Here is a 13,341-nt window from a genome sequence, read left to right on the forward strand (position 1 = left end):
CGGGCGGTCAGCCGGCGAGGGCCGGTGACGCGGCGGGGTCGGCGGCGGTGTCGGCGCGGAACTCCAGGGCGGCGTCGAGCAGCCAGTCGGCGAGGTGGCCGGCGAACGAGCTGCGGACGTGCACGTCGAGGACCGCTCCCCCGTCGGCGTCGGCGGCGGCGTCGCGGACCAGGAGGATCACCCCGGCCCCGCCGAGCAGCGTCTGGGCGCTGCGCCCGGCCGGGAACGAGCGCGGGTGCAGGTCCAGCGAGCAGCCGAAGGACAGCAGCTCGCGGGCCAGGCGCCCGCCGATCCGCAGCACGACCCGCTGGGCGGAGGTGTCGACCGCGGCGCCGCCCGCCTCCCCGGCGACGAGCGCGCGCAGCGCCGCCTCGGAGACCGCGGCGTTCGGAGAGCGGCTGCTGACCAGCCACTCGTCGGGGCCGAGCCAGACGACCTCGCCGTCACCGGCGGCGGCCCAGGTGTTCGCACCTGTCGGCAGGGCGGTGCCGAGCGCGGCGTCGACACCGGCACGGGCCGGGCCGGCCGGGTCGAGCCGCAGGGTCACCGACTGCGCGGTCGGCAGGACCTCGACCGAGAGGCCGCCGCCGGTGTCCCGGGCGAGCCCGGTCAGTGCCGGGGCGTGCGCGTCGAGCGGGTGCGTGGTGGCGAGCTCAGCCGTCACGGCGGGCTCCTTCCGGGTCGACGAGGACGGGTCCGGTGATCTCGACCGGGACCAGCGCCCCCTGGTGCGGGACGTGCACGACGTCGCCGATGCGGTCGCGACCGCCCTTGAGCAGGGCCAGGGCGAAGGGCCGCGCCAGCTCCGCGGACAGGTAGCTGGAGGTGACGTGGCCGAGCATCGGGACCGGCGGCGGGGGCAGGGTGCCGTCGGGCGAGAACTCGACGATCTGCGCTCCCTCGGGCAGCCGGGTGCCGCGGTCGGTCGGGAGCAGCCCGACCAGGTGCTTGCGCATCGGGTCGGTGTTGGAGGCGCGGGCAAAGGAGCGCTTGCCGACGAAGTCGACCTTCTTCTTCGACACCGCCCAGCTCATCCCCAGGTCGTGCGGGGAGACGGTGCCGTCGGTGTCCTGCCCGATGATCGGGTAGCCCTTCTCGGCGCGCAGCACGTGCATCGTCTCGGTGCCGTAGGGGGTGATGCCGTACGGCTCGCCGGCGGCGACCAGCCGCTCCCACACGGCGAGGCCGTACCGGGCGTCGACGTTGACCTCGAAGGCCAGCTCGCCGGAGAAGGAGATCCGGGCCAGCCGGACCGGGACGCCGTCGAGCTCGGTGTCGCGCCAGGTCATGAACTCGAACGCCTCGGCGGAGGCGTCGACGCCGGGGAAGACCGCGGCGACCACGTCGCGCGAGCGGGGCCCGACGACCGGGAACACCGCCCAGTGCTCGGTGACCGACGCGAGGTTGACCCGCAGATGCGGGACCTCGGTCTGGCGCCAGTCCTCGAGGTGGTCGAGGACCGGGGCCGCGCCGCCGGTGGTCGTGGTCAGCAGGAACCGGTCCTCGGCGATGCGCAGCACGGTGCCGTCGTCGGTGACCATGCCGTCGTTGCCGCACATGACGCCGTAGCGGACGCGGCCGACCTTCAGGCTGCTCATCAGGTTCGTGTAGACGAGGTCGAGGAACGCCCCCGCGTCCGGCCCCTGGACGTCGATCTTGCCCAGGGTGGAGCCGTCCATGATCGCGACGTCGCGGCGGGCCGCGGCGCACTCGCGCAGCACGGCGGCGTCCATGTCCTCGCCGGCCCGCGGGAAGTGGCGGGGCCGCTTCCACTGGCCGACGTCCTCGAACACCGCGCCGTGCGCGACGTGCCAGGGGTGCACCGCGGTGGTGCGGACCGGGTCGAACAGGTCCCCGCGCTCGCGGCCGGCGAGCGCGGCGAACGACACCGGGGTGTAGGGCGGGCGGAACGTGGTGGTCCCGAGGTCGCCCGCCGGGCGGCCCAGCAGCTCCGAGGTGATCCCGGAGGCGATGGTGCCGGAGGTCTTCCCCTGGTCGTGGGCGGTGCCGATGGTGGTGTAGCGCTTCACGTGCTCCACCGAGCGGAGCCCGGCGCCGACGGCCCGCTCGATGTCGGCGACGGTCGCGTCCCGCTGGACGTCGACGAACTGGCGCGCGGAGTCCCCCGCGGTGCGCCACAGCACCAGGCCGGGGGTGCGCGCGGGCTCCGGGGCGGAGCTCGGGGCGTCGCCGCCCGCGCCCTCGGCCAGGCAGCCCGCCAGGTCGAGGGTGCCGTTCGCGGCGCCGATCACCTCGGTGCCCGCGATGTCGGCGCCCGGCCGGAAGGCTCCCAGACCGGAGTCGTAGACCAGCTGTCCGCGCACGTGGCTGAACAGGTGCGCGGTGGGCGTCCAGCCGCCGGAGACCAGCAGCAGGTCGCAGGGCAGCACCTCGGTGGCCCCGCCGTCGGCGACGTGCGCGGCGCGGACCCGGCCGGCGTCGTCGGCGTCGGACCCGACGACGGTGGCCCCGGCGCGCAGGGTCACCCCGGCCTCGGTGCACTCCCGCGCCCGCTCGGCGGGCGGCGCGGTGCGGGCGTCGACGAGGGTGACGCGCGCCCCGGCCCCGGCCAGGTCGGCGGCGGCGAGGTAGGCGGCGTCGTCGGTGGTGAAGACGACGACCTCGCGCCCGGCGAGCACGCCGTAGCGGTGCAGGTACTCCCGCGCCGCGGAGGCGAGCATGACGCCCGGGCGGTCGTTGTCGGCGAACACCACGGGGCGCTCGATCGCGCCGGCCGCGACGACGACCCGCCCGGCCCGGATCCGGTGCACCCGCTGGCGGGAGCGGTGGGTCGGGGCGGCCGCGCCGAGGTGGTCGGTGCGCCGCTCCAGGGCCAGGACGAACCCGTCGTCGTAGTGGCCGAAGGCGGTGGTGCGCTGCAGGTGCAGCACCTCGGGGTTCTCCGCGAGCTCGGCGACGACGTCGGCGACGAACCGGTGCGCGGCGCGGCCGTCGATCCGGTCGGTCGGGACCAGGGAGCCGCCGGCCTCCGGACGGTCGTCGACGAGCACCACGCGGTCGCCGCGGCGGGCCGCGGTGCGCGCGGCGAGCAGCCCGGCCGGGCCGGCGCCGATCACCAGGGTGTCGCAGTGGGCGTGGCGGCGGTCGTACCGCGCGGTGTCGGGGACCGTCGCCAGCCGGCCCTGCCCGTTCAGGCCACGGGCGACCAGGCCGTCGTACAGCTCGACGGTGGCGGCCTGCAGCATCGGCTCGGGGAACGGCTCCTCGATCTGCACGAGGCCGACCGGGTCCTCGGTCCAGGCCCCGCCGATGCCCCGCGGGCGGCCGAGCTTGACCGAGCCGCCCAGCACGGTGACCCCGTTCGCGAGCAGCGCGGAGGCCAGCGTGTCGCCCGGGTGACCGGTGTGGGTGGTGCCGTCGAAGACGAAGGTCAGGGTACGGGTCCGGTCCACGCGACCGAAACCATCGATGCGGGTCATGCGCGGGTCCCCGGGATCTGCGGCCGGGCCTCGCCCATCGGATAGACGGCGAGGAACCGGTAGGTGTGGGTGTCACGGACGGCGTTGAACCAGCGGCGGCAGCCCGCGGAGTGGCTCCAGCGCTCGGCGAACGGGCCCTTCGGGTTGTCCCGGAAGAACACGTAGTGCGCCCACTGCTCGTCGTCGAGCTCGGCCGGCGCGGCCGGGTACTCGACGTGGGCCTGGCCGCCGTAGTGGAACTCGACCTCCTCGCGGGGGCCGCACCAGGGGCAGTCGATGAGTTGCACGTCGGGCTCCTGGGGTGTCAGTGGGCGACGCCGGCGGCGCCGTGCTCGTCCACGAGCGCGCCGGTGACGAACCGGTCGAGGGAGAAGGGGGCGATGTGCGGGTGCAGCTCGTCGGTGGCGATGGTGTGGGCCAGGCACCAGCCCAGCCCGGGCGTCACCTTGAAGCCGCCGGTCCCCCACCCGGAGTTGACCAGCACGTTCGCGTACGGGGTGCGGCCCACGATCGGCGACGCGTCCGGGGTGACGTCGACGATGCCCGCCCAGCTGCGCAGCAGGTGCGCCCGCGCGAACACCGGGAACAGCTCGACCGCGGCGGCCATCTGGCGCTCGATGATGTGGAAGGCGCCGCGCTGGCCGTAGCCGTTGTAGGAGTCGACGCCAGCGCCCAGGACGAGCTCGCCCTTGTGCGCCTGGGAGACGTAGACGTGCACCGCGTTCGACATGACGATCGTCGGGTGCACCGGCTCCAGCAGCTCGGACACCAGCGCCTGCAGCGGGTGCGACTGCAGCGGGGTGTCCACGCCGAGCCGGTCGAGCAGGGTCGAGGTGTGCCCGGCCGCGCAGAGCGCGACCTGCCCGCAGGCGATGTCCCCGCGGCTGGTGCGGATCCCGGTCACCTTCGCGGTGCCGTCGGCCACCGACCCCTCGGTGAGGAAGTCCAGCACCTCGCAGTCCTGGATCAGGTCGACCCCGGCCTCGTCGGCGCGGCGGGCGAAGCCCCAGGCCACGTAGTCGTGCTTGGCGATGCCGGCCCGGGGCTGGTAGGTCGCGCCGAGGACCGGGTAGCGGATGTCGTGCGAGACGTTGACGATCGGGCAGATCTTCGCGACGTCGTCGGGGCCGAGGTACTCGGCGTCGATCCCGTTGAGCCGGTTCGCCTCGACCCGGCGGACCGAGTCGCGCACGTCCTGCTCGGTGTGGGCGAGGTTCAGCACGCCGCGCTGGGAGAACAGGATCGGGTAGCCGAGGTCCTCCTCCAGCCCCTCCCACAGCTTCAGGGCGTGCTCGTAGATGAAGGCCGACTCGTCCCACAGGTAGTTGGAGCGGATCAGCGTGGTGTTGCGGGCCATGTTGCCGCCGGCGAGCCACCCCTTCTCCAGCACCGCCACGTTGGTGATCCCGTGGTTCTTGACCAGGTAGTGGGCGGTGGCCAGCCCGTGCCCGCCGCCGCCGACGATGACCACGTCGTAGGAGCGCTTCGGCTCGGGGTTGCGCCACAGGGCGTCGGGGTGCTCGGGCAGGTGCGCCCCGGGAGGTGTGTTCCCGGTGCCGGTCTTCTCGGTGCTCATGCCGTCAGCTCCGGGTAGAGGGGGTGGCGGTCGGCGAGGACGGTGAGGCGGGCGGCGAGCTCGTCGAGCTCGGCGTCGCCGGCGGCGGGGCGCAGGGCGCGGGCGATGATGTCGGCGACCTCGGTGAAGTCCTCGGCACCGAAGCCGCGGGCGGCCAGCGCGGGGGTCCCGATCCGGACCCCGGAGCTCACCATCGGCGGGCGCGGGTCGAACGGGACGGCGTTGCGGTTGACGGTGATGCCGACCCGGTGCAGCCGGTCCTCGGCCTGCTTGCCGTCGAGCTCGGAGTCGCGCAGGTCGACCAGGACCAGGTGGACGTCGGTGCCGCCGGAGACCACGCCGACGCCGGGCTCCTGGACCAGCCGCTCGGCGACGATCCGGGCGCCCTCCAGGGTGCGCTGCTGGCGCTCGGCGAACGCGGGCTCGCCGGCGAGCTTGAACGCGACGGCCTTGGCCGCGATCACGTGCTCCAGCGGGCCGCCCTGCTGGCCGGGGAAGACCTGGGAGTTGAGCTTCTTGGCGAGCTCGCCGCGGGCCAGGATGATCCCGCCGCGCGGGCCGCCCAGGGTCTTGTGGGTGGTGCTGGTGACGATGTCGGCGTAGGGCACCGGCGACGGGTGCAGCCCGGTCGCGACGAGGCCCGCGAAGTGCGCCATGTCGACCATCAGGTACGCACCGACCGCGTCGGCGATCCGCCGGAACTCGGCGAAGTCGAGCTGCCGCGGGTAGGCCGACCAGCCGGCGATGATCAGCTTCGGGCGGCGCTCGTGGGCCAGGCGCTCCACCTCGGCCATGTCGACGCGGTGGTCCTCGGCGCGGACGTGGTAGGCGGCGACGTCGTAGAGGCGGCCGGAGAAGTTGAGCCGCATGCCGTGGGTGAGGTGCCCGCCGTGGGCCAGGTCGAGGCCCAGGATGGTGTCGCCCGGGTCGAGCAGCGCGGCCATGGCGGCGGCGTTGGCCTGGGCGCCGGAGTGCGGCTGGACGTTGGCGTAGTCGGCGCCGAACAGCGCCTTCACGCGGTCGATGGCGAGCTGCTCGATGACGTCGACGTGCTCGCAGCCGCCGTAGTAGCGGCGGCCGGGGTAGCCCTCGGCGTACTTGTTGGTGAGCACCGAGCCCTGCGCCTGCATGACGGCGAGCGGGGCGAAGTTCTCGCTGGCGATCATCTCCAGGGTGCCGCGCTGGCGACCCAGCTCGGCGGCGACGGCCGCGTGCACCTCCGGGTCCACGTCGCGCAGCGTCCCGTCGAGGACCCCCGTCGCACCGTTCGACGGACCCCGATCCACGGCGAACGTCGTCATGGGCACCTCCAGATATCTTCTCCAGCGGACTGATATATCAACTGTCTGCGTTCAGCGTCGCACGGCACTCCCGGCAGGTCAAGAGGCTGATCGTGGTCCGTGCGACCGGGCTGCGACCGGCCCCGGACACGCCTGCGGCGCAGGTCCCCACGAGGACCTGCGCCGCAGGTGACGTGCCGGGTCAGCGGAGCCGTTTCGCCAGCTCCCGGCGCATCCGCCCGAAGGGCCGGGGACGGTCGACGCCGAGCACGCCGACGGCCTCCCCCGCGGCGTCGAGGAACACGGCGAGGAACCCGCCGTCGGCCCCGGGGTCGCCGTCGTCGATCCGGACCGAGCCGTCCGCGGACCGGTGTCCCGCGAACTGGATGCTGTGCCCGTACTGGTCGGACCAGAAGTAGGGCACCGCGTGGTGGGCCGGCAGCGAGTGCTCGGTCCCGAGCAGCGCCGCGGCCGCGACGGCCGGTTGCTGCAGCGCGTTGGTCCAGTGCTCCAGGCGCAGCCGGGAGCCGGTGTAGTCGCGATGGGTGCTGGCACAGTCCCCCACCGCGACGACGCCGGGCAGGTTCGTGCGGCCCGCCGCGTCGGTGACGACGCCGTCGTCGAGGTCGAGGCCGGAGCCCTCCAGCCACTCGACGTTCGGGATCGCGCCGATCCCGACCACGACGACGTCGGCGGGCAGCTCGCGGCCGTCGGTGAGCTCGACCCCGGTGACCCGGGGCGAGCCGACGAGCCGGGCCACACCCGTCCCGAGGTGCAGCGGCACCCCGGCGGCGGCGTGCAGGCGCCCGCAGGCGGTGCCCATCTCGGGCCCGAGGGCCCGCTGCAGCGGCACCGGGGCGGCCTCGACGATCGTGACGTCCAGGCCGAGGCCGTGCGCGGTCGAGGCGACCTCGGCCCCGACGAACCCGGCGCCGACCACCACCAGCCGCCGGCCCGGGACGAGGTCGGCGCGCAGGGCACGGGCGTCGTCGAGGGTGCGCAGGGTGTGCACCCCGCCGGGCAGCTCGCCCGGCAGGTTCCGGGCGCGGGCGCCCGTGGCGAGGACGACGGCGTCGGCCGAGAGGGTCGAGCCGTCGTCGAGGGTGACGGTCCGGGTCGGACCGTCGAGGGCGAGTGCGGTGCGACCGAGGCGCCACTCGACGTCGAGGGCGGCGTCGTCGTCCTCGGTCAGGGCGATGGCGTCCTCGTCGGAGCTCCCGGCGAGGAACTCCTTGGACAGCGGAGGGCGGTCGTAGGGGGCGTGCTTCTCGTCGCCGACGACCGTGATCGTCCCGGCGAAGCCCTGGGCGCGCAGGGCGCGCGCCGTGGCGAGGCCGGCGAGCGAGGCGCCGACGACCGTGACGTCGCGCATCAGGTGCCGGCCTGTACGCCCGGGCGGACGCCGGTCGCGGCACCGGAGGCGGGGACCGACTCGACGACGTGGACCACACCGTCGGCGATCACCACCTGGTGCGTGCGGACGGGTGTCTTCGCGGGCGGGCCGCTCGGCATCCCGGTCCGCAGGTCGAAGCAGGCCGCGTGCAGCGGGCACTCCACCGCACAGTCCTCGAGCCATCCGTCGGACAGCGAGGCGTCCTGGTGGGTGCACGTGTCGTCGATGGCGTAGAGATCGCCGTCGACGTTGAAGACGGCGATGGGCACCGTCCCCTGGACACGAACGGACTCCCCGACGGGGATGTCGGACAGCTCGCCCACGAAGATCATGCTTCCTCCACTGTTGCCTATCGCGAAACTCGCCATGCCATGCGCAACCGTATGGTGAGGCCGCAGGTCGCAGCCGTCAACGAGCGATTTTTCGGCCGGCCCGGGACGGGGCATCGGCGTCACGACGTGGAAATGTGAGCGGCTGTCCCCGGTGACCGAAAGGCCCCGAAAACCGGCACCGGCACACTCCGGGCCGCCCGTCGACGAAAGATATATCACTCGTGGACACGTGACACCATGGCCGCGAGAATGATGGTGTGGCGATACTGCATCGCCACGTCGGCGTGGCTGCTGCCGCGGCGCGGCCGATCGATCCGAGGAGACCCCATGACCGACGGACCGCGCAGGCCCCGACGCCGCGGTCCGGTCGCGGTCGAGGAGGAGCGCACGGTCCGGCGGGCGGCCGCGGCGGCCTCGGTCGGCAACGTCGCCGAGTGGTACGACTTCGGCCTCTTCTCCTTCCTCTCCGCGGTGGTGCTCAACCGGGTCTTCTTCCCGGAGGCCGGCGAGTGGTCGCTGGTGCTGACGCTGGCGACGTTCGCGGCCGCGTTCGTCGTCCGGCCGCTCGGCGGGTTCGTGTTCGGCCCGCTCGGGGACCGGATCGGCCGCACCCGGGTGCTCGCGTTCACGGTCCTGCTGATGACCGTCGCGACGCTCGCGCTGGGCTTCGTGCCCTCCTACGAGACGGCGGGGATCGCCGCGCCGCTGCTGGTGCTGCTCATCCGGATGCTGCAGGGCTTCTCCGCGGGCGGGGAGTACACCGGCGCGCTGACCCTGGTCGCGGAGTACGCGCCCGACCGCCGTCGCGGGTTCTTCGGCAGCTGGCTGGAGTTCGGCACGATCACCGGCTACACCCTCGGCGCCGGCGTCTGCGGCGTGCTCGTCGCGGTGCTGCCCGAGGAGGACCTGCTCGCCTGGGGCTGGCGGATCCCGTTCCTGCTCGCCCTCCCCCTCGGGATCGCCGGCATCTACCTGCGGATGCGCCTGGAGGACACCCCGGCGTTCCGGCAGCTGATGGAGCGCTCCCCCGCGCTCGCGACGATGCCCTACCGGCGGGCGATGCAGATCCTGGTCCGCCGCTACCGGGCACCGGCCCTGGTGACCGCGGCGCTGGTGGTCGCCTGGAACGTCACCAACTACGTGCTGACCAACTACATGCCCACCTACCTGACCGGGACGCTCCCCCGGCACGGCCAGCACGGCGCCTCCGGGGCCGCCACCGGCGCCATGCTCGTCGCGGTCATGCTGGTCATGCTGTGCGCGATCACCGCGGTGGGCAGGCTCAGCGACCGGGTCGGCCGCAAACCGGTCCTGATGGTCACGAGCCTGGCCCTGGTGGCCGTCGGACTGCCCGCGGTCTGGCTGATGCGCGACGGCATGATCGGCCAGTTCGTGGGCCTGCTGCTGATGGCCACGGTGCTGGTCGGCTTCGCCGCGGTGCTGCCGTCGACACTCCCCGCACAGTTCCCGACGATGGTCCGCTACGGCGGCCTGGGCGTGGTGTTCAACCTGTCGGTGTCGCTGTTCGCGGGCACCGCACCGACGCTGATCGAGACCGCCGTGACCGCCACCGGCAACCTCGACTGGCCGGGGTACTTCCTCGTCGCCGCGGGCCTGGTCGGCGTGGTCGGCGTGGCGTTCCTGCCCGAGACCGCGGGCCGCCCGCTGGCCGGCGCGGCACCGCTGACCTCCAGCGCGGACCTGCCCCCGCCGCCGATGTCGTCCGACGGCGTCCCGCTCGAGCAGCCGTACGACCACACGCACTGACCCACCCGCACCGGCCCACCCGCACCGGCCCACCCGCACCCGGCACGAACCGCCCGTCGCCCGCCTCTTGGCACGATTGATATATCAGTCTAACATCGTCGGCATGACCAGAGCCCGGCGTGGATCGGAGCGACCGTGAGCATCTCCGTGTTCGACATGTTCAAGGTCGGGATCGGACCCTCGAGCTCGCACACCGTGGGCCCGATGCGGGCCGCGGCCCGGTTCGTCGCGCGGCTCGCCGCCTCGGGCGAGCTGCCCCGTACCGCCTCGGTACGGGTCGAGCTGTTCGGCTCCCTCGGCGCGACCGGGCACGGCCACGGCAGCGTGAAGGCCGTCGTGCTCGGGCTCGCCGGGCACGAGCCGCACCTCGTCGACCCGGTCGGAGCCGACCCGATGGTCGCCGACGTCCGCGCCGGGGGCCGGATCCGCCTCGGCGGGATCCACGAGATCACCTTCGCCCCCGACGACGACGTGGTCCTGCACCGCAACCGCCGGCTCGACTTCCACTCCAACGGCATGCTGCTGCAGGCCTTCGACGCCGACGGCGCCGTCCTGGACAAGCGCGAGTACTACTCGGTGGGCGGCGGCTTCGTGCTCGACTCCGACGAGGCGGGCCGCCCCGTCCTGGTGGAGGACGCGACCCCGGTCGCCTACCCCTTCACGACCGGCGACGAGCTGCTCGGTCTCACCCGCGCCCACGGCCTGTCGATCTCCGACGTCATGCTGGCCAACGAGCTGTCCCGGCGCACCGAGGACGTGGTGCGCAGCGAGCTGCTGCACATCTGGTCGGTGATGCAGGAGTGCGTCGAGCGCGGCGCCCGCACCGGCGGCACGCTGCCCGGCGGGCTGAAGGTCCGGCGCCGGGCGATGGCACTGCGCGAGCGGCTGGAGGCCGCGACCGGCGAGCCGGACGCGCTGCACGCGATGGAGTGGGTGACGCTCTACGCCCTCGCCGTGAACGAGGAGAACGCGGCGGGCGGGCGCGTCGTCACCGCCCCCACCAACGGCGCCGCCGGGATCGTCCCGGCCGTGCTGCACTACGCCGAGCGCTTCCTGCCCGGCTTCGACGACGACTCCGTCGTCCGGTTCCTGCTCACCGCGGGCGCGGTCGGGCTGCTGTTCAAGGAGAACGCCTCGATCTCCGGCGCCGAGGTCGGCTGCCAGGGCGAGGTCGGGTCGGCCTGTGCGATGGCGGCCGCCGGGCTCGCGGAGATCATGGGCGCCACGCCGGAGCAGGTCGAGAACGCCGCCGAGATCGGCATCGAGCACAATCTCGGGCTGACCTGCGACCCGGTCGGCGGGCTCGTGCAGATCCCGTGCATCGAGCGCAACGCGGTCGCCTCGATCAAGGCCATCACCGCGGCGCGGATGTCGGCGCACGGCGACGGGATGCACCACGTCTCGCTGGACAAGGCCATCAAGACGATGCGGGAGACGGGCGCGGACATGAAGGACAAGTACAAGGAGACCGCCCGCGGTGGTCTCGCGCTGAACATCGTCGAGTGCTGAGCCGTGTTCTCCGAACAGGACGAGCTGGAGCGGTTCCTGCTGTCGCGCCCGGCGACCGGGCGCCGGAACGGCACCGCACCCGACGCGCCCCGGGACCGCACCCGCGAGGTGCTGGCCGGGCTGGGTGACCCGCAGGAGGCCGTGCGGACCGTGCACGTCGCGGGGACGGCGGGCAAGGGGTCGGTGTGCGCGTTCGTCGCGTCGCTGCTGACCCGCCACGGGTTCCGGGTCGGCGTGCAGGCCTCGCCGCACGTCTACGGCATCCGCGAGCGGTTCCGCATCGGTGACCTCGCGGTCCGCGCGGACGTGCTCGACGACCGGCTCGCCGCCGTCGCGCGTTCGGTGGCCGCGGTCGAGGCGCGCCGGGGCGAGCGCTGCTCGTTCTTCGAGGTCGTGACCGCGCTCGGGTTCGCCGCCGTCGCCGGGCGGGCCGACTACGCCGTCGTCGAGACCGGTATCGGGGGCCGGCTGGACCCGACGAACGTCGTCGCCCGGCCGGACAAGCTGGCCGTGCTCACCGCGATCGGCCTGGACCACGTCGACATGCTCGGCAGCACGCTCGGCGAGATCGCGACGCAGAAGGCCGGGATCCTGCCGGTCGGCGGCCGCGCGGTGCTGGCCCGTGGCGGCCCCGAGACCGACGCCGCGGTGGCCCGGGAGGCGGTGCGCCGCGACACCCTGGTCGACGTCGTGGACGTCGCCGCCGCGGCCGCGCTGGCCCGGACCGGTCCGGCGGGCACCACGGTGGACCTGGCCGGGTGGTCGGACGTGCCGCTGGGCCTGCACGGCAGGCACCAGGCCGGGAACGCGGTGCTGGCGCTGCACGCGGTGTCGGTGCTCGCCCGGCGCGACGGCTGGCGGCTCGACCCGCTCGCCGTCCGTCAGGGGCTGGCGCTGACCTCGCTGCCGGGGCGGTTCGAGCGGCGCACCGTCGCCGGCACCCCGGTCGTCCTCGACGGCGCGCACGACGCGCTGAAGCTGTCCGCGCTGGCCACCACGGTGGCCGAGACCCACCCGGGCCGCCCGGTGACCTGGGTGCTGGCGCTGGCCCGGGACAAGGACCTGGGCGAGGCCGTCCGGGCGGTCGCCGGGGCCGGGGCGCGGGTCGTCGCGACCGGGCTGCCGGGCGGGGAGCACGCGTCGCGGCACTGGAGCCCGTCCGAGATCGCCGCGGCCGCGGGGGCGGCCGGGGTGCCGGCCGTCGCCGTCGCGGACCCGGCCGACGCCGTCGACCACGCCCTGACGACCGGCGGGGGTGACCCCGTCGTGGTGACCGGGTCGTTTCGGCTGCCCGGCGCGGTCGCGTCGCGGCTGGACCGCCCGGCCGTCCCCGAGGGGCAGCCGGCATGACGATCACCGAGGACGTGTTCGTGGACTTCGACAGCCCGCGGTCGCTGGCCGACCGGGCCTACGTGGCCATCCGGGACCAGCTGATCATGCTGGAGATCCCGCCGCTGGCCCCGATCGACGACGAGGCGCTGTCGACCCGGCTCGGCCTGGGCCGGACCCCGGTGCGCGAGGCGCTCAAGCGGCTGGAGACCGAGCGTCTGGTCGTGTCCTACCCGCGGCGGGGGACGTTCGCGACCGCCGTCGACATCTCCGACCTGCGCGACGTCTGCGAGGTCCGGACCGTGCTGGAGCCGACCGCGGCGCGGCGGGCCGCCGTCGTCGCCCCGCGGTGGCGGCGCGACGAGCTGCGCGAGCTGGCCGTGCGGGTCGCCTCGCTGGAGGCGCCGCGGATGGGCCGGATCGAGCTCATGCGGTGGGACGTGACGGTGCACCGGTCGGTGTACCGGGCCGCCGGGAACCCGTACCTGGAGGACACGCTCACCCGCTACTACCACCTGGCCACGCGGATCCACTGCCTGTTCCTGGACCGCATGGACCAGGTCGGCCACCACGTGCACGAGCACGGGGCGCTGCTGACCGCGATCGCCGACGGCGACGCCGACCGCGCCGAGGCCGTCAGCCGCGACCACGTCGTCGGCTTCGAGACCGCCGTCCGCGCGGTCCTCTGAACCCGCTCCCCTCTACGGAAGGAACC

General features: G+C 74.2%; 11 protein-coding genes. 4 read left to right on the forward strand and 7 right to left on the reverse strand.

Features of this window, described 5'->3' with window-relative positions; translation table 11 throughout:
• Window positions 1–7: 7 nt before the first annotated feature.
• The 7 genes from KPL60_RS20560 to KPL60_RS20590 all read right to left on the reverse strand — a co-directional run bounded on the left by KPL60_RS20560 (window position 8) and on the right by KPL60_RS20590 (window position 8,021).
• Window positions 8–664 (reverse strand): sarcosine oxidase subunit gamma, encoded by a 657-nt coding sequence (locus KPL60_RS20560; RefSeq protein ID WP_226366859.1) that lies wholly within the window; start codon window positions 662–664, stop codon window positions 8–10.
• Window positions 654–3,440 carry a 2Fe-2S iron-sulfur cluster-binding protein gene (locus KPL60_RS20565; RefSeq protein ID WP_226355493.1) on the reverse strand — a complete coding sequence of 929 codons (2,787 nt, stop codon included), beginning with the start codon at window positions 3,438–3,440 and terminating at the stop codon, window positions 654–656. Before KPL60_RS20565 ends, KPL60_RS20560 begins: the two co-directional genes overlap by 11 nt.
• Window positions 3,437–3,727: a sarcosine oxidase subunit delta gene (locus tag KPL60_RS20570; RefSeq protein WP_226355492.1), complete on the reverse strand. Its 291-nt coding sequence runs from the start codon at window positions 3,725–3,727 to the stop codon at window positions 3,437–3,439. Before KPL60_RS20570 ends, KPL60_RS20565 begins: the two co-directional genes overlap by 4 nt.
• 17 nt (window positions 3,728–3,744) lie before the next feature.
• Window positions 3,745–5,016 (reverse strand): sarcosine oxidase subunit beta family protein, encoded by a 1,272-nt coding sequence (locus KPL60_RS20575; protein WP_226366860.1) that lies wholly within the window; start codon window positions 5,014–5,016, stop codon window positions 3,745–3,747.
• Window positions 5,013–6,317 carry a serine hydroxymethyltransferase gene (glyA, locus tag KPL60_RS20580; RefSeq protein WP_226366861.1) on the reverse strand — a complete coding sequence of 435 codons (1,305 nt, stop codon included), beginning with the start codon at window positions 6,315–6,317 and terminating at the stop codon, window positions 5,013–5,015. Before glyA ends, KPL60_RS20575 begins: the two co-directional genes overlap by 4 nt.
• A 181-nt stretch (window positions 6,318–6,498) precedes the next feature.
• The gene (locus KPL60_RS20585) at window positions 6,499–7,668 is read right to left on the reverse strand and encodes an NAD(P)/FAD-dependent oxidoreductase (protein WP_226355489.1); all 1,170 of its coding nucleotides are present in this window, start codon (window positions 7,666–7,668) and stop codon (window positions 6,499–6,501) included.
• Entirely contained in the window at window positions 7,668–8,021 is a 354-nt protein-coding gene (locus tag KPL60_RS20590) for a bifunctional 3-phenylpropionate/cinnamic acid dioxygenase ferredoxin subunit (RefSeq protein WP_226355488.1), read from the reverse strand. The genes KPL60_RS20585 and KPL60_RS20590 overlap by 1 nt, the downstream gene beginning before the upstream one ends.
• A 327-nt stretch (window positions 8,022–8,348) precedes the next feature.
• Between KPL60_RS20590 and KPL60_RS20595 the strand changes: the two genes are divergently transcribed.
• The 4 genes from KPL60_RS20595 (at window position 8,349) to KPL60_RS20610 (ending at window position 13,315) form a co-directional block, all read left to right on the forward strand.
• On the forward strand, window positions 8,349–9,788 hold the full coding sequence (locus KPL60_RS20595; RefSeq protein WP_226355487.1) for an MFS transporter: 1,440 nt from the start codon (window positions 8,349–8,351) through the stop codon (window positions 9,786–9,788).
• A 135-nt stretch (window positions 9,789–9,923) separates the two neighbouring features.
• A complete protein-coding gene (locus KPL60_RS20600) occupies window positions 9,924–11,297 on the forward strand; it encodes an L-serine ammonia-lyase (RefSeq protein ID WP_308016797.1) in 1,374 nt (457 codons plus the stop codon).
• Window positions 11,298–11,300: 3 nt separating this feature from the next.
• The gene (locus KPL60_RS20605; protein WP_226366862.1) at window positions 11,301–12,647 is read left to right on the forward strand and encodes a folylpolyglutamate synthase/dihydrofolate synthase family protein; all 1,347 of its coding nucleotides are present in this window, start codon (window positions 11,301–11,303) and stop codon (window positions 12,645–12,647) included.
• Window positions 12,644–13,315 (forward strand): GntR family transcriptional regulator, encoded by a 672-nt coding sequence (locus KPL60_RS20610; protein ID WP_178374185.1) that lies wholly within the window; start codon window positions 12,644–12,646, stop codon window positions 13,313–13,315. The genes KPL60_RS20605 and KPL60_RS20610 overlap by 4 nt, the downstream gene beginning before the upstream one ends.
• The last annotated feature ends 26 nt before the right edge of the window (window positions 13,316–13,341 follow it).

It is taken from the genome of Pseudonocardia sp. ICBG162 (assembly GCF_020496225.1).
Classification (GTDB): domain Bacteria; phylum Actinomycetota; class Actinomycetes; order Mycobacteriales; family Pseudonocardiaceae; genus Pseudonocardia; species Pseudonocardia alni.